Origin of the sequence: Actinacidiphila rubida, assembly GCF_900110255.1 — a bacterium.
Lineage (GTDB): Bacteria > Actinomycetota > Actinomycetes > Streptomycetales > Streptomycetaceae > Actinacidiphila > Actinacidiphila rubida.
The window spans coordinates 19,909-42,583 of the sequence record NZ_FODD01000029.1; the positions used below are offsets into that span (position 1 = coordinate 19,909).

Sequence of the window (22,675 nt, forward strand, 5' to 3'; positions counted from 1 at the left end):
AAACGTACCGCGCTGGGGCACCGGAATGGAGGGGGAATCTTTGGGGCAGGCACGTGGCATGGAGTTCGAACGCCGAACGATGTGGGAGTACGAGCCCGTCGCGACCCCCCGGATGCCCGATCCGGTGCGGGCGGCCGCGGTGCGGGCCCTGCTGTGCACGGCGCTGGCCCTGGTGGAGGCCGTCGTCGACGTCCTCCTGGCCCTCGGGCACTCCTGGCTCTCCGCGCCACTGCTGCTGTTCACCGTGTTCACCTGTGTCGTCGCCAGCTGGTCCGTGCTGGACGTGTGGGTGACGCGCCAGGTGTGGAACCAGCGCAACGGCGTGGTGTCCAGCCCGAGCAGCGCCGCGCGTGCCCTGCGCCGGGAGCGCCGCAGGCGACGGCGGGCCGCGCGCCGCGCGGACCGGGAGCCGGCCGGCGGCCGGGCCCGGATACCGCGGGCGCACGGGGTGTAGCCGGAGCGGTTCCGCCACGGCGACGGCCAGGGCCTACGGGCGCGGTCCCGCCGGGGACCCGGACCCGGATCCCGCCGGACTCCCGGCCGCGGGTTCCGCCTGGGCCGGGACGGGCGACGCCGGTGCGGGTTCGCCGCCCTTCCGCACGGCGGGTCCGCCGCCCTTCCCCGGAGCCGTGTCCGAGGGGCGGCGGAACATCCGGGTCGCCGTGATCTCGCCGTGCACCGGCTCCCCGTCGGGGTCGGGCACCGGCAGGCCGGGCCGCAGGTGCTCCTCGACGCTGATGTACTTCAGGCCCGCCCGCAGGTCCGCGTCGTTGCGCAGCCGCACCACCAGCGGGAACTCGGCGAGCGCGGTGGTGTCGAACAGCCCCGTGGTGTAGATCAGCTGGACCCCCAGGGCGTCGGCCACGGCGCGCTGCAACTCCAGCAGGTACGTGGCGTTGGCCCGGCCGATCGGGTTGTCCAGGAAGAGCGTGCCCGCGTGCCGCTGCCGGTCCCGGCCGCGGTCGTTGCTGCGCAGCGCCGCCATCGTGCAGTACAGCGCGATCGCCGCGGTCAGCAGCTGACCGCCGGAGAACACGTCGCCCATCTGCCCGACCGGCACCCGCTCGGCGCGCAGCACCGCGTCGGGCTTCAGGATCTCCACGGCGACGCCGCGCGGTTCGAGGGCCGCGCCGACGCCGCGCAGCAGCAGCGTCATCCCGTCGCGGCGCAGGTCGGAGTTCTTGCGCACGGCGGCCCTGGTCGCCTCGTCGATGACCTCGCCGAGCCGTTCGGTCAGCAGCGCCTGGTCCGGGTCCTCGAAGCGGATGCGCAGGAACTCCTGTCCGGACCACTCGCCCAGGCCCTCCGGCAGGCGCGACAGCCGCTGGGCGGACCGCAGGGTCGCCAGCGAGGTCTCGACCAGCCCGCGCAGCCGGTCCACGATGCTCTCCCGGTTGCGCTCCAGTTGACCGAGCTCGTCGGTCAGCACGCGCAGGCGCGGGGCGAACGCGGCGGCCCAGGCCGCCGCGTGGTCGGGCAGCGCGGCGCCGGGCAGCTCCCTGATCTGCTGCCGGGCGGGCGTGCGGACCTGCTCGTAGCGGACCGCGTTGGCGTGCCGCACCAGCACGTCGGCGGCCTCCCGCACCTGCCCCTCCGCGGCCGACAGGTCGGCGGCGCAGCCGCGCAGGCCGCGCCGCGCCTCGGCCGCCTGCTGCCGCGCCTCCTCGGTACTGCCCGGATACGGCTCGGGTTCGTTCTCCTCCGGGTGCTGGCCGGTCTCCCTGAGCAGGTCCCGGAGCATCGCGGCCAGCTCCTCGAAGCCGCCCGCCGCGTCCTCGGCCGCCCGGTGGTCGCGCACCACGTCCGCGTGGGCGGCCCTCGCCTGCTCCAGCGCCTCCGTGCGGGAGCCCAGGTCGGCGTTGGCCGCGCGCAGCAACTGCTGGGCGTGCTCGGCGTCCCGGGGCGTGAGCTCCTCGGGCAGCTCGGCGTGCGCGCCGCCGTCGGCCGGCGCGAGCCGCTCGGTCTCGCCGCGCAGCCGGCCCAGTTGCTCGCTCGCCGTGGACTGCCGCGACTCCAGCGTCTGGACGAGCTGATCGGCGCGGGCGGCCGCGGCCTGGCGGGACGGGCCGTCGGCGCCGTCCGGACCCTCCAGCAGCTGGGCGGCGCGGCTGCGCACCTTGTTGGTGAGCCGCTCCAGCTCGGTGAGCGCCGCGCTCTCCGAACTCTCCGCCCGGGCCTGCTCGGCCCGCAGGTCGGCGCCCACGCCGACCTTCTCGTAGACCTGCGAGGCCGCGCGGTACGCCTCGCGGAGCGCGGGCAGCGCCTGCGGGGACGCCGCCCCGTCGGCCACCGCGTCCGGGGCGTCCTCGGGCGCGCCGGCGATCTCGGAGCGCTCGGCCCGCAGCACCCGGGCGGTGCGCCGGGCGTCGTCCGAGGCGCGCTGGGCCGCGCGGCGGTCCTCGTCGGCGGCGCGGGCCAGCCCGAGGCACGCCTCCGCCCGGGCCTCGGCCTCCGCCGCGTCGGCGGCCAGTTCGCGGCTCCTGCGCTGCCAGTTGGCCCGTTCGCGCAGCCGGTGCGCGAGCCCGGCGAGGGCGTCGGCGCGGCGGCGGGCCTGCTCGGCGGCAGCGCGGCGGGTGTCGTTCTCGGCCGCGGCCGCGGCGGCAGCGGCCTCCGCCCCGGCCCGCTCGACCCGCGCCTCCGCGAGGGCGGCGCGCGTCCGTTCGGCGGCCTGCCGGGCCGCGGCGACGTCGTCGGCCAGCTCCGCGAGGCGCCCCTCGGGGCAGCTGGACCGCCACGAGGCGAGCCGGGCGACCAGCGTCCTGTCGTGCGCGAGCCGGGCGGCCAGCACCCGGATGTCCTCCTCCCGGGCGGTGGCCCGGCCCCGGAGCTCCTGCCGCTCCCCGTCGGCGGCGACCTCGTCGTGCATCGCCGGGTTCGGCGGGACGAGGAAGACGTCCGGGGCGCCGCCGGCGGACGGCGGCGGGGCCAGCAGCGCGGCGGACGTGCCGACGGCCACGGTGGAGCGCGGCAGCAGCGCCGCCTGGCCGAGGACCTCCTTGGCCCGGGCGTAGGTGTCCGGGTCGGTCACCACGACGCCGTCGACGAGTTCGGGCCTGGCGGCCAGCACGACGGCGTGGTCGACCGGGTCGACCGCCTGGGCCAGGTACCGCCAGCCGGGCAGCGCGGGAATCCCGTGCTCGCCCAGGAACTCGACGGTGGCCAGCACGTCGGGCCCCGGCGGCAGCAGGCCGCCGTCACCGAGCGCGGCCAGGATGCGCGCGTCGTCGGCGGCCGCGGTGCGCAGCTCGAACAGCTGCCGTTCGGCGGCCGCGACCGAGTCGTCCAGGAGCTCCCGCAGCGACTCCGCGAACCGGTCCAGATCACCCGGTGTCATCCCGGCGTCGTGCGACGTCCGGTCCGGGCCTGCCGGATCGGCGGCACCGGTACGGGAGTTGGCCCGGCCCCGGGACGAGGCGGCGGCGCCCTCACCCGAGGGGCCCGCGCCGTCGGCGCGGCCCGCACCCGTCCCGGCGGTCCCGTCCGCGCTCTGCTCGGCGTCGGCCGGGCGCGCGGTGGCCCGCGGGGCCGGGATGGCGGCCGCGGGCCCGGCAGCGGGCGCGGGGATGCTCAGCAGGGCGGTGAGGCGGGGGTCGGCGGCCAGCGCGGTGGCCGCGACGGTCGCGACGGAGTGCGCGGCCTCGGCGGTGGCCAGGCCGTCCGCCGCGCGGGCCGCGGCGAGTTCGGCGCGGGCCTCGGCCGAAGCCGCCTCGCGGGCGCGGGTCGTGGTGGCCGCGGCGGCCCCGGCAGCGCTGCGGGCCAGGGCGTCGGCCGCCTTCTCCGCGTCGGCGGCGGCCAGGGCGGCGCGCGCGGGGTCGGCGTCGGGCGCGGTGTCGTCGAGCCAGCCGGCCCGTACCGCGTCGGCGGTCTCCTGCTCGACCTCGGCGAGCCGCTGGGTGAGGTGCCCGCTCTCGCTGCGGGCGCGCTCCGCCTCGGTGGCGGCCGCGGTCGCGTCGCGGTGCGCGGTCTCCGAGCGGCCCTGGAGGACGGCGGACCGCTCCTCCTCCGCGTCGGCCTGCTCCTCGGCGCGGCCCGCGGCGGCGTGGAGCGCGCGGACCAGCGCGGTGGCGGCCCGGGTGCGGGCGGCGAGCGCGGGCGCCGCGTCGCGTTCGGCCTCCCGGATCGCCTCGGTGACGCGCTGCAGCCGGTCACCCGCCGCCCGGTGCCGGAGCACCGTCTCCGCGGCCTGCCACGCGGCGTGCAGCGTGCGGGCGTCGCCCAGTTCGCGGCGCAGCGCGGTGGCGCCCTTGTCGGCGGCGGCGAGGGCCAGCGACGCGTGGCGGTACGCGAGTTCGGCGGCGATGCCGGCGCTGCCGCCGCGCGCCTGGTCGGCGTCGGTGACGGCGTGCGCCGCCCGGGCCATGTGCTGGGCGAGTTCCCCGGCCCGGGCCCGTTCCTGCCGCCCGCGGGCGGACAGCCGGTGCGCGAGGTCGCGGGTGCGGCGCTCGGACTGGGCATGGACCGCGCGTGCCCGGTCCCTGGCGGCGGCGCTCTCGACGATGCGCTCCAGCAGGTCGAGGGAGCCGGCGGTGAAGTCACACTCGGCGGTGAGCTCGGCACGGCGGCCGAGCTTGCCCGCGAAGCCGTGGACGAGGTCGGCCAGGCCGTCGGTGTCGCGGGTGTCGGTGACCGCGCGCAGCAGCAGGTCGGTGAAGTCGGAGTCCTTCTTGACCGCGAAGAGGCCGGCGGCCTCGCCCTCGTCGGCGTTCATCTCCCGCTGGTAGCGGAAGAGTTCGGGGTCGAGGCCGAGGTCGCCGAGGTGCTCGTTCCAGCGGTCGTGGACCTCCTCCCAGACCACGTCGAGGTGCGGGTAGGTCTTACCCGCCTCGGTGAGCGCGTCGCGGAAGCCCTTCATGGTGCGGCGGCGGCCCCGCGCCCCGGAGATGCCCTCGGCCGCCGCCCGGACCGCGGTGGCCTCCGCGACCGGCAGCGCGTCGAGGCTGAGCCCGGGACCGGGCCGGAACGAGTACCAGGCCTCGGCGAACTTCCGCGGGTCGGACGAGACCTGGCGTCCGCGCCACTCGCTGACCTTGCCGACGACGACGAGTTCCCCGGTGAGGGTGTGCTGCCACTCCAGGGCGACGTGCCCGCAGTCCTCGGCGAGCAGGAACTTCCTGAGCACGCCGGAACTGGCGCCGCCGAGGGTGTTGCGGTGGCCGGGCAGCATGACCGAGAAGATCAGCTTGAGCAGGACGGACTTGCCGCCGCCGTTCTCCAGGAACAGCACGCCCGCCGGGGCCGGCCGGCGCGGTGGCCCGGCCGGCTCGTCGGCGAAGAAGTCGCCCTGCGCGGGCGCCGGATGGGGCACCACGTCGCCCACGCCCCGGAGGTCGAGCACGGTGTCGGCGTACCGCGCGCCCGCGGGCCCGATGGAGTACAGGCGGACTCGGGAAAGCTCGTACATGCAAGGCTCTCGTGCTCGGGAGGCGGAATCGGGTGGGGGGACCGGCGCCGCGGCGGGGCGGGCCGGTGCATGCTCAGGACGGGACGGGACGGGACGGGTGGGGTCGGGTCAGGACGAGGGCGCGGCGTGGAACGGCAGTCCCGCGTCGGCGGCCAGGAAGTCGTCGTCGGCCGCGGCGGGCGCGAGGCTGGCCGAGCCGTCGCTGACCGGCACCACGCCCAGGTCGAGCAGTTCGGCCATGGCCGCCCCGCCCGCCATGTCCCGGACCTGGAGCTGGTAGCGGGCGGTGGTGCGGTAGGTGCCGCCGTGCTCGTCCCCGGTGCGTTGCAGGAAGCCGGAGTCGACGAGGAAGGCGACGGCCTTGCCGATGATGCCGGTGGTCGAACTCGCCAGCCGCCGGGCGTCCTTGGTGGCGCCGGTGGCACTGCGCCGCACGTACACCCGCCAGGCCGCCTCCAGGCCCGGCGCGTCGCTGGCCGGGTCGGTGTTCTCACCGGCCTCGTCGGCGCGCTCCTCCAGGCGGCGGCACGCCTGCCGGACGAAGGCGTCGACGCCGTGGACGGTGATGCGGCCGATGTAGCCGTCGTCCGCCAGGTCCTCGGGGCGGGGGAAGGCGAGCGCGGCGGCGGCCAGGTGGGCGAGGCCGTGCAGGAAGCGGTCGCCGGTGTCGGACGCGGCGCGGCGGGCGTAGTCGCCCATGCGCACGGCGAAGACGGAGTCCTCGGCCGCGGCGACGGCCATGCCCGCGCGCGGCGACACCTCCAGCACGATCAGGCCGAGGCCGGCCGCGACCGCGTCGGCGAGGCGGGCGAAGCCGGGGTCCTCCCGGTGCCGCCGGATCAGCTCCGCGTACTCCGCGTCACGCGCGGGCAGCAGCCGGGGCTGCAGCCCGAACCCGACGAGGCGCGCGGCGTCCGCCACGTCGCCCGCGGTGGGCGCGGGCCGCGGGGCCGCAGGCTCCCGGAGCTCGGCGCCGTCCGCCCGTTCCTGCCGTTCCTCCCGCTCCTCGGTCACGTCCCGCACTCCTCGCTCCGTACTCCCCACTGCACCCGACTCCTCACACTCCGGCGGCGCGGCCCCGCCGTCCCCGGCCGGCCGCGCCCGCGCGCGGCCGTCATGACGCGACCGCGGCGGCCAGCCGCGCGGTGCCGACGATCAGGTCGGCGCCGCCGAACTCCGGGTCGTCCAGCTGCGTGCCGTCGTCGACGGCGAACAGCAGCTGCGGCTCGCCCTGGCGATGGGCGGTGCCGACCGGCGGCGACGCGGCGTGGACCGCCAGCAGCGCCACGAGGTAGGGCAGGTCGGGGTCGCGCCTGCGGGCCTCGGCCAGCAGGCCGGACAGCCGCCGCGGGGCGTCCGCCGGCAGGTCCAGGAGTTCGAGCGCGGACTCCAGCTGCTCGTCGGAGAAGCGGGAGTCGTCCGGAGTGGCCACCAGGTCGGGCTCGGGCATCTCCGCGCCCAGGTGCTCCCGTTCGACCGGCGGCGTCAGCAGCAGGTCGACCAGGTCGCCCACGCGCACCGCCGCGGGCGTGCGCAGTCCGGTGCCGCGGGCGAAGTACGCGTCCGTGACGCGGGCCGCCCGCTCGACCGGCAGCGGCAGCACGGGGGCGACGAGCTGCCCGTACAGGTCGAGGCCGGCCCGGGCCGGAGGCGCGGCGAACGCCTGCCGGTCCTGCTCGGCGCGGAACAGCGGCCCGGCTTCCAGGAGGCGGGACTGGAGCTGGGTGTGGCGGCGGATGCAGTCCTTGACGATGTCGACGAGTTCGGCGGCCCGCCGCTTGTGCTCGGGGTCCTCCGCCTCGTCGCGCGCCTTGCGGATGTTGGTGAGGATCGCGTTCTCGTGGCGGTAGCGGTCGGCGACGTGGTCCAGCGCCTCGGCGATCATGTCGGGCACCTGGCGGAGCCAGTCGACCGCGCGCACGTTGCGCCGGGTCGCCTCCAGGGTGCGGCGCAGGGTCTCCGCGTACTGGACGGTGCGGTAGCGCGCCTGCTCGGCGGCCAGTTGGGCGTCGGCCAGCCGCCCGCGGCTGATCAGCACCTCGAGCTTGACCTCGGCGGCGATCTGGGCGCTGGTGACGTCCGTGTCGAGCGCGCCGACCAGGACGTTGACGGCCTCGTCGGTGGTGCGCAGGTAGACGCTGCCGCCGGGGCCGGGCACCTCCTCGATCAGCTTGAAGTCGTAGTCGCGGCGCACGTAGTGGCCGTCCGCGCCGAACGTGCCGTAGACGGCGCGGAACCCGCGGTCCGCGCTGCCGACGTTGATCAGGTTCTCCAGCACCCAGCGGGCGACGCGCTCGTGCTCGGCGTGCGTCCGGTCCGGGGCCTGGGCGGCGACGCGCGGCAGCAGCCTGGCCACTATCTGGTCGTGGTCGGCGCCGGTGTCGAAGTCCATGTTCAGGGTGACCAGGTCGATCGCGGCGAGCGCGATCTCCGCCATCGCGTACACCGAGTACTCGCCGGCCAGGTTGGCCTTGCGCGCGTCGAGGTCGTGCAGCGGCGCGGTGCAGGCGAGTGCCTTGAGCCTGCGGGCCAGGCCCTCGTCGGCCGCCGGGCCCGGCGCGGGGCGCGGGGCGCCCGGCAACGCGTGCGGCACGTGGGGTGCGTGCGCTGCGTGCGGCGCGGAGGGGACGGTGGTGGTCACGCCCCACACCCTAGGCGCTGGCACCGACATCACACGAAACGGCACGGATGCGCACGGGGCGGGTCAGGCACCCTCATTGCGCCCCGCCGGGGTGCGGACCGGCCCGGGCCCGGGGCCTCGGGCACGGGGCATCGGCCCACGACGCTCAACGTGCCGCCCGCCGTTCCCCGCCCGCCGCATGCTGCCCGCCGCATGCCGCCTGCCGTCCGCCCCGCGGTGCCCGCGCGGCCGCCTGCCATCATCGGGCTACGGCACAGCGGCGACGGACACCGGGCGGTCATCCATGGCGGACACGGTCATCGATCTCAACGCCGATCTCGGCGAGGGCTTCGGGCGCTGGCGGTTGACGGACGACGAGGCGCTGCTGACGGTGGTGACGAGCGCCAACGTGGCGTGCGGGTTCCACGCGGGCGATCCCGCGACGATGCGCCGGGTGTGCGAGCTGGCGGCGGCGCGCGGCGTGCGGATCGGCGCGCAGGTCTCGTACCGGGATCTCGCCGGGTTCGGGCGGCGCGCGATGGACGTGCCCGCCGGCGAGCTGGCGGCGGAGGTGGCGTACCAGATCGGCGCGTTGGAGGTGTTCGCGCGCGCGGCGGGCTCGCGGGTGTCGTACGTCAAGCCGCACGGCGCCCTGTACAACCGGGCGGTGCACGACGCGGAGCAGGCCGCGGCGGTGGTCGCGGGCGTGCGGCTGGCCGGGGACCTGCCGGTCCTGGGCCTGCCCGGCTCGCGGCTGCTGGCCGCCGCGGCGGACGCCGGACTGCCGCGGGTGGCCGAGGCGTTCGCGGACCGCGCCTACACCGCGGAGGGCACGCTCGTGCCGCGCTCCCGGCCCGGGGCCGTGGTCGAGGACCCGGACGAGGTGGCGGCGCGTGCCGTCGCCCTGGCGCGGGACGGGCGGGTGGTGGCGGCGACGGGCGAGCCGGTCGCGGTGCGGGCCAGGTCGCTGTGCGTGCACGGGGACACGCCGGGTGCGGCCCTGCTGGCCGCGGGCGTGCGGCGGGCGCTGGAGCGGGCGGGCGTGAAGGTGGAGGCCTTCGGATGAGCGGGGGTGCGGCGATACGGGTGCTGCCGGCCGGCCGGTCCGCGGTGCTGGTGGAGGTGGCGGACGGCGAGCGTGCAGCGGCCCTGCACGCGGAGCTGCTGCGGCGGCGCGCGGCGGGTGGACTCCCGGGCGCGGCGGGGGCGGGAGCGGGCGGCACCGCCGATCCCGGACCCGAGATCGTCCCCGCGGCCCGCACCGTGCTGGTGACGGGCCTGGCCGACCCGCGGTCGTTCGCGGCCGCGGTCACCGGCTGGGAGCTGCCGCCGGTGGCGGTGGAGCCGGGCGCGGAGGTCGAGCTGCCGGTGCGGTTCGACGGGCCGGACCTGGACGGGGTGGCGGCGCTGTGGCGGACCACCGCGCCCGAGGTCGTCCGGATCGTCACCGCCGCCCCGCTCCGGGTCGCCTTCTGCGGATTCGCGCCCGGATTCGGCTACTTGACCGGCCTGCCGCCGGACCGGCACGTGCCCCGGCGGGCGACTCCGCGCACCGGGGTGCCGGCGGGGTCGGTCGGGCTGGCCGGCCCGTACGCGGGCGTCTACTCGCGGGCGTCGCCGGGCGGCTGGCAGATCGTGGGGACGACGGAGGCCCTGCTGTGGGACGCCGCCCGCGAGCCGGCCGCGCTGCTCGCGCCCGGCCGGGCCGTACGCTTCGTGGCGGTCCGGTGAGCGCCGGGGCGCCGGCGGCGCTGCGGGTGGTGCGGGCCGGGCCGCTGACCACGGTGCAGGACCTGGGGCGGCCGGGGTACGCGCACCTGGGCGTCCCACGGTCGGGCGCGCTGGACCCGCCGGCGCTGCTGCTGGCGAACCGCCTGGTCGGGAACGCGCCGGGGGCGGCCGTCCTGGAGACGACGGCGGGGGGCTGCGCGGTGCGTGCCGCGCGGCCCGCGGTCGTGGCGGTGACCGGCGCGGCGTGCCCGGTCCGGGTCGACGGGCGGCCCGCGGCCTGGGGCGCGCCGGTGCGGGTTCCCGCGGGCGCGGTGCTGGACGTGGGAGCGGCGACGTTCGGCCTGCGGTCCTATCTGGCGGTCGCCGGGGGTGTGGCGGTCGCGCCGGAGCTGGGGAGCCGGTCGGCGGACCTGCTGTCCGGGCTCGGGCCGCCGCCGCTGGCCGACGGTGACGAACTGCCGGTGGGCGCGCCCCTCGGCCGGGTCCTCGCGGCCGACCCGCAGCCGTACCCCGCGCCCGGCACCGAGTTGGTGCTGCCGGTGGTGCCCGGGCCGCGCGACGACTGGTTCGCGCCGGACGCCCTGGACACGCTGGCCACCGGCCGCTGGCAGGTCTCCCCCGCCTCCAACCGGATCGGCCTGCGCACCCTCGGCCCGCCGCTCGTCCGGGTCCGCACCGGGGAGCTGCCGAGCGAGGGAATGGTGCAGGGCGCCCTCCAAGTACCGCCGGACGGGCGCCCCGTGGTGTTCCTGGCCGACCATCCGACCACCGGCGGCTACCCGGTCATCGGCGTCGTGCCCGAGACCTCGCTGCCCGCGGCGGCCCAGTCGCCGCCCGGCACCAGGATCCGTTTCGTGCCGGAACGGGCCCCGCGCCTCGCGTAGTCGGGGGCCGGTACCCGGATCAGGCCGAGGGACGCCAGCGCGTCGGCGGTGTCCTGGTCGGAGGCCGCGTCGAGGAGTCCGGCGGTGCCGTGCGACTCGCTGCGGTACTCGGCCCAGGCCAGCCGCAGCAGGTCGGGCAGCAGGTCGGTGCAGCGGTCGGCGACCCAGCGGGTCCCCCGGGTCGCCATCCACCACACCGACGCCGCCCTGCCGGGCGCCGGGCCGTCGGTGGTGAGGCCGGGCGCCGGTCCCGTGGCGAGTCCGGTGGCGGCCAGCAGCGCGTGGAAGTCGCGTGCCAGCAGCCGGTGTCCGGCCTCGCTCGGGTGCAGCTTGTCGGCGCTGAGGCTGCCGGGTGTGGTCGACCACGGGTGGGCCGCCGCGTGCAGGTGGACGGTTCCGTGGTGGTCGGACAGGGCGTGCACGGTCTCGTTGAGCGCCCGCATGCGACGGCCCAACGGCCGTGCCAGCGGCCACGGCAGGCCGAGCACGGTGCCGGGATCGGGCAGGCAGGCGGTCAGCACCTCCGCGCCCGCGGACCGCAACGCGCCGATGGTGGCGTGCAGTTCGGCGGCCACCCGCTCGATGGCGAAGCCACCGCGCAGGGTGTCGTTGCCGCCGACCAGCACCGAGGCGAGATGCGGCCGGTGCCGCAGCGCCTCCTCCAGCTGCGGGCCCGCGACGTCGCCGGACAGGGCGCCGCTGCGGGCGGAGTTGAGCAGCAGGACGTCGTCGCCGAGCGACTGGGCGAGCAGGCCCGCCCAGCCGCGCCACCCGCCGCCGGGCAGCGGGTCGCCGACGCCCTCGCTGAGCGAGTCGCCCAGTACGGCGAACCGCAGCCCCCCGGGCTCGCTGTTCACCGTGCACCCCCGCGCGCGGGAAGGCCACCGCACCTCGCCGCCGTCCCCGCCGTGGCACCGCCCGCACCGGCCCGGGGGTCCGGGACCGGCGCGGGGCGGCGACGTGCCGCGGCGGGCAGGGGTGTGCGGTTCATCGCCGGAACTCCGCGGCCGCCGCGGCGGGCAGCAGGGCCGCGCCGTGGGCGCTGAGGAAGGCGTTGACCGCGGCCGGCCACGTGTAGCGCTCGGCCTGCGCGCGGGCACGGGCGCGCCGCAGCGGCTCGGGCATGGCGGCCAGGCGCTGCACGGCGGCGGCGTACTCCGCCGTCGTCCGGGCGGACGCGCCGGCCGCACCGACGATGTCCGGCAGCGCGGACCGGGCGCTGACCACCACGGGCGTGCCGCTGGCCAGGGCCTCCAGCGCGGCGAGCCCGAAGGTCTCGACCGGCCCGGGGGCCAGGGCGACGTCGGCGCTGGCGAGCACCGCGGCCAGCTCGGAGCGGTCGGGCACGTGGCCGAGGAACGTCACCGGCAGCCGGGTGGCGCGCGCGTGGTTGGTCAGCCGGGTGCGCAGCGGCCCGTCACCGGCGACGACGAGCACCGCGTCGACGCCGGAGCGGCGCAGGTGCGCGAGCACCTCCAGGGCGGTGTCCGGCTTCTTCTCCGGCGACAGCCGCGAGCACATCACCAGCAGCAGAGTGCCCCGCCGGGCGTACCGCTCGCGGACGGACCGGTCGAAGCTGTCGGGCCGCCAGCCGTCGAGGTCGACGCCGAGCGGGGCGCGCACCACGTTGCGGGCCCCGATGCGCTCGAACTCGGCGGCGGCCCAGCCGGTGGTGCACACGACCTTGGTGTAGGAGTTCGCGGTGCGCCGGTTGAGGGCGTCCGCGGTGCGGCGGGCGGCCCCGGGCGGCAGGCCCCAGGTGCCGAGGACGCCGTCGGCGCTCTCGTGGGAGACCATGACGGCCGGGACCCGGTGGCGGCGGGCCCACTCCCCCGTCCAGCGCAGGGTGGTGCGGTCCGAGACCTCCAGGCGGTCCGGCGCCAGGGACTCCAGGAGGGCCTCGACGCGGCCGCGGCGGGCCAGCAGGCGGTAGCCGCCGGTGCCGGGGATCTCCGGCCCGGGCAGGGTGACGACCCGGCCCTGCGGGGTGAGTTCGTCGGTGGCCCGCGGCCCGGGGACGACGAGCACCGGCTCGTGCCCGGCGGCCGCGTAGCCCTCGCCGAGGTGACGCAGCGCGGTGCGCAGGCCGCCGGAGACGGGGGTGACGAAGTTGGCCACGCGGACGATGCGCAGCCGGTGTCCGGGGGTTGCGGCGGGGATCGGTGCGCTCGTCATGCCACGGCCGCCTGACGCTCGCCGATGACCTGGTCGTAGTGGTCCAGGAGCTGGTCGCCGACGGCCTCCCAGGTGCGCTCGGCCACGGCGGCGCGCGCGGTGGTGCCGAAGCGGACCCTCAGCCGCGGGTCGTGGTGGAGCATCTGGACGGCGCTGGACAGCGCGAGCCCGTCGAGCGGCGGCACCAGCAGGCCGGTCCTGCCGTGGTCGACGAGGTCGAGCGGTCCGCCGGCGGCCGGGGCGACGACCGGCACGCCGCTGGCCATGGCCTCCTGGACGGTCTGGCAGAACGTCTCGAACGGGCCGGTGTGGCAGAACAGGTCGAGGGAGGCGTAGATCCGCGCGAGGTCGTCGCCGGTCCTGCGGCCGAGGAAGACCGCGCCGGGCAGGGCGGCCCGCAGGCCGGGCGCGCTGGGCCCGTCGCCGACGACGACCACCCGCACGCCGGGCAGCGCGCACGTCTCGGCGAGCACTTCGACGTGCTTCTCCGCGGCGAGGCGGCCGACGTAGCCGACGATCAGCTCGCCGCGCGGGGCGAGTTCACGGCGCAGCGCCTGGTCGCGGTGCGCGGGCTGGAAGCGCACCGAGTCGACGCCGCGCGGCCACAGGAACACACGCGGCACGCCCTGCTCGCTGAGGGCGGTGACGGAGGCGCTGGAGGGCGCCAGGGTGCGGGCGGCGGCCGCGTGGACACCGCGGATGCGCCGCCAGGCGGCGGCCTCCCCGGCGTTGAGGTACGTGCGGGCGTAGCCGGCCAGGTCGGTCTGGTAGACGGCGACGGCGGGGATCCGCAGCCGGGTGGCGGCGGCCAGGCCCCGCACGCCGAGCACGAACGGGCTGGCCAGGTGGACCAGTTCGGAGCGGTGTGCGGCGATGGCGGCGGCGGTGCGGCGGCCGGGCAGCGCGACCCGCACCTGCGGGTAGCCCGGCAGCGGAAGGGACGGGACCCGGACGACCGGGCAGGGGTCCTGCGCGGGGTCGACGTCGTGGGGACCGGCGGGGGCGACGACGAGCGGTTCGTGCCCGCGCCTGACGAGGTGCTCGGCCGTGCGCAGGGCGCAGTGGGCCACTCCATTGACGTCCGGGGGGAAGGACTCGGTGACGATGGCGACTCTCATACGGTGGTTGTCGCCGTAGTGGGAGTTGTCAGGACCACGTGGATCTTTCCCCTGGGGGAACGGCCCGTGAGCGTTAGAACTCCCGGTTCACCTGGTGGAACCTCCGGAGCTCAGCCGGCCTCGCACGGCCGTCTGGACATCGTCCTCCTCGGCCGGGTCTGCGGCGAGGCGTCGCAATTGCGCCAGCACCCGCACGTCTCCGGACGCGGCGCGGTGCGCGGCGAGCTCCCGGGTGGCCTCCTCGCAGTCCCACAGGCACTCGACGGCGAATCCCGCGCCGAATCCGGGGTCGGCGGCGGACAGCGCGTGGGCGGTGAGGCCCCGCACGTGTGACGACGACGTCTCGCGGTAGACGTGGCGCAGCACGGGGGCGGCCCGGCAGGCGGTCAACTGCCCCTGCCGGCAGTCGTCGCCGCCGGTGGCGCCCTCGGCGAGCCGGCCGACGCCCTCCACGAGGGCGTCGAGCCCGTCGGCGTCGGCGCCGCCGGACTGGACGGTGCGGCGCAGCGCGGCGAGCACCAGGTCGGCGTCCTGGGGTCCGCCGTGCCGGGCGAGGCTGCGCGCGGCGGCCGCGCCGAGCGCGTCGGGGCGCGGCACCCAGGCGCGGGCGCGGGCCAGCGCCTCGTCGTCGCGCAGCCGCTCGAAGGACTCCAGGGCGGCGCGGGCGACGCGCTCGTCGGGGTCCGTCGCGGCGGTCTCGATCAGGTCGAGGCGGTCGGGGTCGCGGCGGTCGGTGAGGTGGCGCAGGGCCGCGGCGCGGGCGGCCGACGGGCCGCGCAGCGCGGCCTCGACGAGCGCGGGCCGGTCCTCGGGGCCGGCGACGGCGGCCAGGCAGCGGGCGGCGGGCTGGTCGCGCTCGACGGCGGGATAGGCCGCCAGGCCCTCCTCGGCCCACGCGAGCACGGCGGCGACGCTCCACCCGGGGGTGGGTCCGGCCGGCCGCAGTTGGCGCTGCCAGCGGTCGAAGGAGACCTGCTCGGCGGCTTTGGCGACCCGCTCGGCGGTGTCGGGGTGGGCGGCGTCCTCGGCCCACAACTGCCAGGGGCGCGGCTCGTACGCCTCGCGGACCGCGCGGGCCAGCTCGGCGTCGCCCTCCGGGCCGCGGGGGAAGCGGGCGACCACGGCGGGGCCCAGGGCGCGCAGCCCGGCCTCGTCGTCACGCAGTGCCAGTTCGTCCAGGGCCCACTCCCAGCAGCCGCCGGCGGCGGCGTAGCGGCGCAGCAGCCGCATCGCGTCGCGGCGCCCGTAGCCGGCCAGGTGCCCGAGCACGGACAGGGCCAGGCCGCAGCGGTGCTCGTCGGGGGCGACGAGGTCGTCGGGGTGGAAGAGGTGCTGTTCGATCCCGTCGAGCGGCCCTTCCAGGTCGGAGTAGAGGCGCGCGTAGTAGAGGGAGCGCGACTCGACCCGCCAGTCGAGGCGGGGGTCGCGCAGCACGCACTGCTCCAGGGCGGCCAGGGCCTCCGCCCGGTCGGCCGCCAGGGCATGCAGGGGCCCGTCCCCGCGTCCTCGCTGAAGGAGGCCGAGAAGGGTGCCGCTGGGCGCTATGTCTGGGTCGAACATGAGGTCAGCATCCGGTGCGGGGGATTCCATGGCAACGGGATTTCCGCTGCCGGTGCCCGGCATCCTTACCGGCCAGCGGGCGTTCCATACCTGGCTGGAGCGGGGGATTCCGTGGGGACGGGCGGCGGCAGCCTACCGATTCGGCGGCGCGATGTCGCTTCCGGGTTGTTGGTGGAAGCCCACAACCCGCAGGCCGGCCGGGGCGGTGGCAGCGGTGCGGAGGCACGGGCGGGTGCCGCGGTCCGGCACCCGGTGACGCACGGGTGTGCGGCACGCCACTCGGACGGAGCTGCGTCCGGCATATGTCCCGAGCACCACCGGATCGGGTATCGAAGAAACCCTTACGGCCCATCGCTCCCTGTGCAACAGTCGTTACCGGTCCTTTGCTCACCGAGGCCGCCCAGGCCGCACAAGCGCCTGCCAGCAGACACGTTCGGAGTGCGTCATGCCGTCCCCCACGCACGCGGATCACACCGCAGCTCAGGCGCCGGACCCCGGCGCCGTGGACGCGCTGATCTCCCAGGCGCGCCAGCTCAGGACGCGCGTCGACGCGGTGCTGCGCGACGGCGACGGATCGGCCGAGGACCCGCAGCAGCGCTGGCAGCGGGCCCTGTGCGACCTGGCCGTGCACCAGCTGGACGACCTGGACTCCCACCTCGGCCAGCTCAGGGACGGCTTCGAGCTGGACGCCGAGGCGGGCGAGCTGCTGCTGGACGCCCCGCTGCGCGAGCGGGTGCCCGACGCCGCCACGGTCGGCTCCCTGGGCCGCGCCGGCAGCGCCGAGTGGGACCTGCTCACCGACGACGTGCAGTGGTCGGACGAGTTGTACCGCATCTTCGGCCGCTCCCCCGCCGACGGCCCGCTGACCCTGGACGAGCTGCCGTCGTGGCTGTTCTCCGAGGACCAGCAGCTGCTGACCGGGATGGTCACCGGCTGCCTGGTCGACGGGCGCCCGATCGACGGGGAGTTCCGCATCGTGCGCGCGGACGGCTCGGTGCGCACGGTGCACATGGTGGGCGAACCGGTGCTCGGCGCCGACGGCGGCACCGTCTCCATGTGGGCGGTCGTCCGCGACGTCAGCGATCTGCGGCGCAGCCAGCGGACGCTCAGGGAGACGCGTGACTCCCTGGAGCGCCAGCGGCAGATCGCGCAGACCGAGCGCCGGCTGGCGGTCGAACTGCAGGAGGCCGTGCTCCCCCCGTGGCGCGGCACGCAGCAGTTCCCGCTGGACGGTGGACCCGTGACGATGGACCTGGCGGCGCACTACCTCCCGTCCGCCACCAGCGCCCTGATCGGCGGCGACTGGTACGACGCGATGCAGCTGCCCGACGGCGCGACCTTACTGACGGTCGGCGACCTCACCGGGCACGGGGTCGCCGCGACGTCGGGCATGGCGATGCTGCTCGGCGCGCTGCGCGGCATGGCCGTGGCCGGGCTGCAGCCCGGCCCGCTGATGGGCTGGCTCAACGAGCTGCTGGACACCTCCCCCCAGCCGGCTCTCGGCAGCGCGCTGTGCTGCCGCTACGACCCGCGCAGCCGGGTGCTGCACTGGTCGCAGGCCGGCCACCCCGCCCCGCTGCTGTTCCGCGGCGGGACGGGGCGCGTGCTGCAGACGCCCGACGGCGTGCTGCTCGGCGCCACCACGGGCGCCGCCTACGCGCAGGCGAGCGAGCAGCTGGCCGCGGGCGACCTGCTGGTGCTGCACACCGACGGGCTGATCCCGCGGCGCGCCGCCGGCGCGGCCGACCCCGAGGCGAGCGTCAGCCGGCTGCTGGCCCTGGCACCGCTGTTCGCCGGGGCCCGGTCCGCGCAGGACTGCCTGCGCATGGTGGCCGAGGAGTTCGGCGTGCCGGAGCGCGAGGACGACGCCTGCGTGCTGATCGCCAGGATCGGCTGACCGGCGACGGGCGGCCGCCGGCCCGATCCCGCGGGCGGCCGCCGACGTCCTCCGGTGTGAGGTCTCCGTCGAGGACGGGCAGGGGAGATGAGCGGTCGACCCGGTGGCGCGTCCGGCCCGTTCGGCGTCAGGCCGGCACCCCGGGTCGACCGCTCACACCCGCACGGTCCCCTCGCCGGCCCCTCCCGGCCGGCCCTTCGACCGCTTCCTGGGCAGCGCGGTCTCGATCTCCTCGCGCAGGTCCTGGATGCGCGGGTAGTCGGCGTACCTGCCGGTGAGCCGGTACATCTCGCGCAGCCGGTCCCAGGTGCGGTGCGAGGACGTCTGACCGATCGTCAGCAGCGCCAACCGGGCGTAGGTGTCGGCCTGTTCGGGGTCGTCGGCGATGAAGCAGGCGGAGGCGAGCGAGAGGTAGTCGAAGATCATCGACCGCTCGTGCCCGCCGGCGCGGAGCGTGATGGCCTGCTTGGCGTGGTACTGGGCCTGGGTCGCCGCCGCCGGGTCGTGCTCGGCCAGGGTGCGGAAGGCCAGCGCCTCCATGCCGTGCAGGTCCGCCTCGTCGAAGTTCTGCATCCAGGGCGGCGGCGGCACGTCGCCGCGGTCCGAGGTGAACAGGTCCTCGGCCTCGCCCAGCGTGCGGCGCATCGCCTGGCCGCGGCCCATGGACGCCTGCGCCCACGCCTCGACGGTGTGCAGCATCGCCCGGGTGCGCGGCAGGGCCTGCTCACCGGAGCCGGACGCCGCCAGCCTCATCAGGTCCAGCGCCTCGTCCGGGCGGCCGAGGTGGACCATCTGCCGGGCCGCTCTGGACAGCGCCTCGCCGGCCCGCGGGCGGTCGCCGCCCTCGCGCGCGGCGTGCGCGGCGATCACGAAGTACTTCTGGGCGGTGGGTTCCAGGCCCACGTCGTGGGACATCCAGCCGGCCAGGACCGCGAGGTTGGCGGCCACCCCCCACAACCGCCGTTGCAGGTGCGGAGGATGGCGGTAGGAGAGCATGCCGCCCACCTCGTTGAGCTGGCCGACCACGGCCTTGCGCTGGAGCCCGCCGCCGCGCGAGGCGTCCCAGGCGCGGAACACCTCCACGGAGCGTTCCAGCGACTCGATCTCCTGGGAGCCGACGGGCGCCGCCTCGTAGCGGTCGTAGGCGGCCGGATCGGCGTACAGGGGGTCGTCGAGGGCCGGGCCGTCGGCCGCCAGGGCCGGGTCGGTGTGGAGCCAGTCGTACATGGCAGTGCTGAGTACGGTGCCGGAGGCGAGCGCGGCGCCCGCGCCCACCAGACCGCGTCGGTTGAGCATGAGGTCCATTCCCGTGAATTCGGTGAGGACCGCGGCGGTTCGCTCCGGCGGCCAGGGAAGGCCGTCTCCGGTAGGTTTCCTGCCTGTCTGCCGGCGCCGGTCGAACCCGAGATCCTCGATGGTCACGACACGGCCGAGACGCTCGGTGAACAGCGCCGCCAGCACCTTCGGCACGGGATCGCGCGGCGACTCGCCGGTGTCGATCCAGCGGCGGACCCGCGAGGTGTCGGTCGCCAGCTGCGGGTGGCCCATGGCCGCCGCCTGCCGGTTGACCAGCCGCGCGAGTTCGCCCTTGGACCATCCGGTGAGACCGAACAGGTCCGAGAGTCGGGTGTTGGCCGGGTCCGCTTCGTCGTTCACGTCAAGCCCCCAGGTTCCTCGGCACTGTCGACACTATTCCCCCCGACAATCGCCCCGCGACTATTCGCCAGGGTTCGCCAGGGTCCGCCAGATGGTCTGCCACCCGCGCCCGGGTGTCAGGTAGGAACGCGCCACCCCGCCTCCGGCACCGCATTCCCCAGGGTGCGGTGCCGGGCCGGGAGCGGTGCGACCGAACTCGCAGGCACACGAAGGGATCTGCTTCCTCATCATGTATTCGGCATCGTCCTCCGTGTCCGCACCACCCCGCCCCGCGTTCCCCGCTGTCGGGGAGCCGGTGTTCCGCCCGGCGCCCCGGCGCCCCGCCACCGCACTGCGGCGGGGTCCGGCGCCCGGCTCCCATCCGATCGGCGGGAGACTCGACCTGAGCGGTCCCCAAGGGGCCCAACTGCGCACGGCGGTGGCCGCCGTGCAGCGCATCTGTCCCGAGTTCACCCCGGTGCAGCTGCTGCGCCGCGGCGGCCGGACCGCCCTGCTGATCGGCACCTCCGGCCGCGCGCCGGCCGTCGCCAAATGCCTGCTGGACCAGTCGCCGGCGTGGGCGGAACGTTTCCGCCACGAAATAGCGGCGTACCGCACCTTCGTGCGGCACCGTCCCCCCGTGCGGGTGCCACGGCTCATCGCGGCCGACCCGGACAGCTGCGTGCTGGTGATGGAACGGATGCCCGGACGGGTCGTCAGCCCGCAGCGGCACCCCTCGCAGGCGCCCACGCGGGCCGACGTGCGCGCCGCGCTCCAGGCGTACACCCGGATCGGCCTGTGGCGGCCCCCGGCCGGCGCCTTCGACGCGCCGATCGACTACCCGTCCCGCATCAACCGCTACCACGAACTCGGCCTGCTCACCGACCGGGACATGGGCGACCTGCAGAAGCTGCTGCACGGACTGGCCCACGTGCAGGGGCAGTTCTGCCACGGCGACGCGATGCTCTCGAACGTGCTGCTCTCGCCGGCCGGCCCGTCGCTGGTCGACTGGGAGCACGCCGGCTGGTACCTGCCCGGCTACGACCTGGCGGTGCTGTGGTCGGTGCTCGGCGACGACCCGGCCGCGCGGCGGCAGATCAGCCAGCAGGCGCAGTCGGCCGGTCCGGCCGCCCGGGACGCGTTCCTGGTCAACCTGATGCTGGTGCTGACCCGGGAGATCCGCACCTACGAGACCGCCGTGCAGCGCACCATGAAGGCGCCCGGCCCGATCGCCCCGGGCGCCGCCGAGGCCGGCGAGGAGCAGCGCTTGCTGCTGCGCCGCCTGCACGACGACTGCGGCCTGGCACGCCGCGCCGTCCGGGCCGCCGTCGGCACCCGCTGACCGCCGGCCTCCTCCCGCCGTCCGCCCCACCCCGGCGGCCGGCCCCGGGGGCGCGGGACGCGCCCGCGGGCGGTGCGTGCCGCAGGGGGGCCGACGCGCCGCAGTGGTCCACACCAGTGACGCCCCGCTGGTCGGCGGCTTCGGGCGGAGAAAGTTCGCGAACCGGCGCTGACGTGCGAAGACGGCATCGTATACGGGTAGTTGACGGATGATCCGCGAGCCGGTAGCCAAGGGGATGCCGATCGACCGGTACCCCTTGGAGGCTGCTGTGCAAGGATCCGCTCCGCCGAACGACAGACGCCGCGGGCGACGCCTGCCGCGCACCGTGACCGCCGTCGCGGCGACCGCCGCGCTGCTGCCCGTGTTCGGGACCGCGCACGCCGCGGAGCCGGCACAGGACGGCGCCGCGGGCTCGCTGCAGCAGGCGTTCTCCGCAGCCGCTCAGCAGTACCAGGTGCCGCAGAGCGTGCTGCTCGGCGTCTCGTACCTGGAGTCGCGCTGGGACACCCACCCGGGCATGCCCAGCGTCAGCGGCGGCTACGGCCCGATGCACCTGACCGACGCGCGCACCGCGCTGGCGCAGTTCCCGCAGCAGGGCCTGGGCGACGGCGGCGACGACGGACGCGGCGACGCGTCCCGTCCGCTGATCACCAAGGCCACCGCCGAGGCGCCCGACGTCGCGGCGCTGCCGGCGACGCTGACGACCCTGGACCGTGCCGCGTCCCTGACCGGCATGTCCGCGGACAGCCTGCGCGGCGACGCGGCCGTGAACGTCCAGGGCGGTGCGGCGCTGCTCGCCGACACGCAGAAGTCCCTGGGCGAGCCGCTGAGTTCCGACCCGGCGGACTGGTACGCGGCCGTCTCCCGCTACTCGGGGGCGAGCGACGAGCAGACCGCGGCCTCCTTCGCGGACGACGTCTTCGACGTCATCAAGCAGGGCCAGGCCCGCACCACCGACACCGGTGACCAGGTGCGCCTGGCGGCCGACCCGTCGCTCGCGCCCGCCTCCGGGCAGGCGACCCGGATGGGCCTGCCGAAGGCCAACGACGCCGGAACGGAGTGCCCGCCCGGACTGGGCTGCGAGTGGGTGCCGGCGCCGTACCAGTCGCTGGGCACCGACCCCGGTGACTACGGCAACTACGACAAGGCCAACCGGCCGGCCGACCAGAAGATCGACACGATCGTCATCCACGACACCGAGGGCTACTGGGACACGGCGATGCAGCTGGTCCAGGACCCGTCGTACCTGGCCTGGCACTACACCGTCCGCTCGTCCGACGGCCACGTCGCGCAGCACGTCCAGACCAAGGACGTGGGCTGGCACGCGGGCAACTGGTACACCAACGCCAAGTCGATCGGCATCGAGCACGAGGGCTTCCTGGTCGACCCGGGCACCTGGTACACCGAGGCGATGTACCGCTCGTCGGCGCGCCTGGTGCGCTACCTGGCCGGCAAGTACGGCATCCCGCTGAACCGGCAGCACATCCTGGGCCACGACAACGTGCCGGGCCCGACCGCCTCGTACATCTCGGGCATGCACACGGACCCGGGCCCGTACTGGGACTGGGCGCACTACATGGAGCTGCTGGGCGCTCCCGTGCACGCGACCGCCGGCCCGTGGGGCGGCATCGTGACGATCGACCCGGACTTCGAGAGCAACCAGCCGCTCTACACCGGCTGCGTCACCGCCGGCGACACCTGCCCGGCGTACGGCTCCGAGGCGGTGCGGCTGTACACGGCGCCGAGCACCGACGCGCCCCTGGTCAAGGACATCGGCCTGCACGGCGCGACCGGCGCCAGCACCACCGGGGTCAACGACGTGGGCGCCCGCGCCTCCACCGGCCAGCAGTACGCGGTGGCGGACCGGCAGGGTGACTGGACGGCCATCTGGTACCTCGGGCAGGAGGCGTGGTTCTACAACCCGGAGAACCACCCGACGGCCGTCAACGCGGTGGGCGCCGTGATCACCCCGAAGGCGGGCCTGGCGTCCGTCCCGGTGTACGGCCGTGCCTACCCGGAGGCCTCCGCCTACCCGTCCGACGTCCCGGTGCAGGGCATCTACGCGATGCCGTACACGATCGCCGCGGGCCAGCGGTACGTGGTCGGCAACGTGGTGCCCGGCGAGTACTACTACGCGGTCACGTACGACACCTCGACGAGCCACAAGGTGGTGCGGGGCAAGCAGCTGTACTACGAGATCCAGCTGGGCCACCGGGTCGAGTACGTCAGGGCCGACGACGTGACGCTGCTGCCGTCGACGACGCGCGCGGCGAAGTGACCCGGTCCGGGCCGGGTCCGCGCTGACCCGGCCC

At 76.4% G+C, this 22,675-nt stretch carries 15 protein-coding genes; 7 read left to right on the plus strand and 8 right to left on the minus strand.

Features of this window, described 5'->3' with window-relative positions; genetic code table 11:
* The first annotated feature begins 58 nt into the window (after window positions 1-58).
* Window positions 59-454, plus strand: coding sequence for a hypothetical protein (locus tag BMW99_RS26440; RefSeq protein WP_107451631.1), 396 nt, complete (start codon window positions 59-61; stop codon window positions 452-454).
* A 33-nt stretch (window positions 455-487) separates the two neighbouring features.
* Here the strand turns inward: BMW99_RS26440 and BMW99_RS26445 are convergent, their stop codons facing one another.
* The 3 genes from BMW99_RS26445 to BMW99_RS26455 form a co-directional block, all read right to left on the minus strand.
* Window positions 488-5,401, minus strand: a complete 4,914-nt coding sequence (locus BMW99_RS26445; protein WP_245791628.1) for a hypothetical protein — start codon at window positions 5,399-5,401, stop codon at window positions 488-490.
* A 108-nt stretch (window positions 5,402-5,509) separates the two neighbouring features.
* Window positions 5,510-6,415 carry a hypothetical protein gene (locus BMW99_RS26450; protein WP_075017697.1) on the minus strand — a complete coding sequence of 302 codons (906 nt, stop codon included), beginning with the start codon at window positions 6,413-6,415 and terminating at the stop codon, window positions 5,510-5,512.
* Window positions 6,416-6,515: 100 nt separating this feature from the next.
* A complete protein-coding gene (locus BMW99_RS26455) occupies window positions 6,516-8,072 on the minus strand; it encodes a hypothetical protein (RefSeq protein ID WP_245791629.1) in 1,557 nt (518 codons plus the stop codon).
* A gap of 253 nt (window positions 8,073-8,325) precedes the next feature.
* Between BMW99_RS26455 and BMW99_RS26460 the strand changes: the two genes are divergently transcribed.
* Genes BMW99_RS26460 through BMW99_RS26470 form a run of 3 tightly spaced genes read left to right on the plus strand, consistent with a single transcriptional unit; the run spans window position 8,326 to window position 10,636 of the window.
* On the plus strand, window positions 8,326-9,087 hold the full coding sequence (locus BMW99_RS26460; RefSeq protein ID WP_075017664.1) for a LamB/YcsF family protein: 762 nt from the start codon (window positions 8,326-8,328) through the stop codon (window positions 9,085-9,087).
* Window positions 9,084-9,752, plus strand: coding sequence for a 5-oxoprolinase subunit B family protein (locus BMW99_RS26465; RefSeq protein ID WP_075017665.1), 669 nt, complete (start codon window positions 9,084-9,086; stop codon window positions 9,750-9,752). The genes BMW99_RS26460 and BMW99_RS26465 overlap by 4 nt, the downstream gene beginning before the upstream one ends.
* Window positions 9,749-10,636 carry a 5-oxoprolinase subunit C family protein gene (locus BMW99_RS26470; RefSeq protein ID WP_075017666.1) on the plus strand — a complete coding sequence of 296 codons (888 nt, stop codon included), beginning with the start codon at window positions 9,749-9,751 and terminating at the stop codon, window positions 10,634-10,636. Before BMW99_RS26465 ends, BMW99_RS26470 begins: the two co-directional genes overlap by 4 nt.
* Here BMW99_RS26470 and BMW99_RS26475 read toward each other — a convergent pair.
* The 4 genes from BMW99_RS26475 to BMW99_RS26490 form a co-directional block, all read right to left on the minus strand.
* Window positions 10,528-11,493, minus strand: a complete 966-nt coding sequence (locus BMW99_RS26475) for an SGNH/GDSL hydrolase family protein (RefSeq protein WP_069463477.1) — start codon at window positions 11,491-11,493, stop codon at window positions 10,528-10,530. The genes BMW99_RS26470 and BMW99_RS26475 overlap by 109 nt on opposite strands.
* A 130-nt stretch (window positions 11,494-11,623) precedes the next feature.
* Complete coding sequence (locus BMW99_RS26480; protein WP_075017667.1) at window positions 11,624-12,811, minus strand: glycosyltransferase; 1,188 nt, start codon at window positions 12,809-12,811, stop codon at window positions 11,624-11,626.
* Window positions 12,808-13,929, minus strand: a complete 1,122-nt coding sequence (locus BMW99_RS26485; protein ID WP_075017668.1) for a glycosyltransferase family 4 protein — start codon at window positions 13,927-13,929, stop codon at window positions 12,808-12,810. Before BMW99_RS26485 ends, BMW99_RS26480 begins: the two co-directional genes overlap by 4 nt.
* Window positions 13,930-14,016: 87 nt before the next feature.
* On the minus strand, window positions 14,017-15,489 hold the full coding sequence (locus BMW99_RS26490; RefSeq protein ID WP_075017669.1) for a HEAT repeat domain-containing protein: 1,473 nt from the start codon (window positions 15,487-15,489) through the stop codon (window positions 14,017-14,019).
* Window positions 15,490-15,934: 445 nt separating this feature from the next.
* On the opposite strand from BMW99_RS26490, the gene BMW99_RS26495 reads away from it, so the two are divergent.
* A complete protein-coding gene (locus tag BMW99_RS26495; RefSeq protein ID WP_069465872.1) occupies window positions 15,935-17,386 on the plus strand; it encodes a PP2C family protein-serine/threonine phosphatase in 1,452 nt (483 codons plus the stop codon).
* 153 nt (window positions 17,387-17,539) lie between these two features.
* Here the strand turns inward: BMW99_RS26495 and BMW99_RS26500 are convergent, their stop codons facing one another.
* Window positions 17,540-19,042 carry a DNA-binding protein NsdB gene (locus tag BMW99_RS26500; protein WP_069465873.1) on the minus strand — a complete coding sequence of 501 codons (1,503 nt, stop codon included), beginning with the start codon at window positions 19,040-19,042 and terminating at the stop codon, window positions 17,540-17,542.
* Window positions 19,043-19,271: 229 nt separating this feature from the next.
* Here BMW99_RS26500 and BMW99_RS26505 point away from each other — a divergent pair, with 229 nt between their 5' ends.
* Both BMW99_RS26505 and BMW99_RS26510 read left to right on the plus strand, forming a co-directional pair.
* A complete protein-coding gene (locus BMW99_RS26505) occupies window positions 19,272-20,363 on the plus strand; it encodes an aminoglycoside phosphotransferase family protein (RefSeq protein WP_075017670.1) in 1,092 nt (363 codons plus the stop codon).
* Between the two features lie 268 nt (window positions 20,364-20,631).
* The gene (locus tag BMW99_RS26510; protein WP_069467100.1) at window positions 20,632-22,641 is read left to right on the plus strand and encodes an N-acetylmuramoyl-L-alanine amidase; all 2,010 of its coding nucleotides are present in this window, start codon (window positions 20,632-20,634) and stop codon (window positions 22,639-22,641) included.
* Window positions 22,642-22,675: the final 34 nt, after the last annotated feature.

Bases quoted from the DNA above. Each gene is read 5' to 3' on its own strand.
- BMW99_RS26505 (WP_075017670.1), top strand. From the start codon at position 19,272: ATGTATTCGGCATCGTCCTCCGTGTCCGCACCACCCCGCCCCGCGTTC.
- BMW99_RS26440 (WP_107451631.1), top strand. From the start codon at position 59: ATGGAGTTCGAACGCCGAACGATGTGGGAGTACGAGCCCGTCGCGACC.
- BMW99_RS26465 (WP_075017665.1), top strand. From the start codon at position 9,084: ATGAGCGGGGGTGCGGCGATACGGGTGCTGCCGGCCGGCCGGTCCGCG.
- BMW99_RS26490 (WP_075017669.1), bottom strand. From the start codon at position 15,489: ATGTTCGACCCAGACATAGCGCCCAGCGGCACCCTTCTCGGCCTCCTT.
- BMW99_RS26460 (WP_075017664.1), top strand. From the start codon at position 8,326: ATGGCGGACACGGTCATCGATCTCAACGCCGATCTCGGCGAGGGCTTC.
- BMW99_RS26480 (WP_075017667.1), bottom strand. From the start codon at position 12,811: ATGACGAGCGCACCGATCCCCGCCGCAACCCCCGGACACCGGCTGCGC.
- BMW99_RS26455 (WP_245791629.1), bottom strand. From the start codon at position 8,072: ATGTCGGTGCCAGCGCCTAGGGTGTGGGGCGTGACCACCACCGTCCCC.
- BMW99_RS26445 (WP_245791628.1), bottom strand. From the start codon at position 5,401: ATGTACGAGCTTTCCCGAGTCCGCCTGTACTCCATCGGGCCCGCGGGC.
- BMW99_RS26485 (WP_075017668.1), bottom strand. From the start codon at position 13,929: ATGAGAGTCGCCATCGTCACCGAGTCCTTCCCCCCGGACGTCAATGGA.
- BMW99_RS26495 (WP_069465872.1), top strand. From the start codon at position 15,935: ATGCCGTCCCCCACGCACGCGGATCACACCGCAGCTCAGGCGCCGGAC.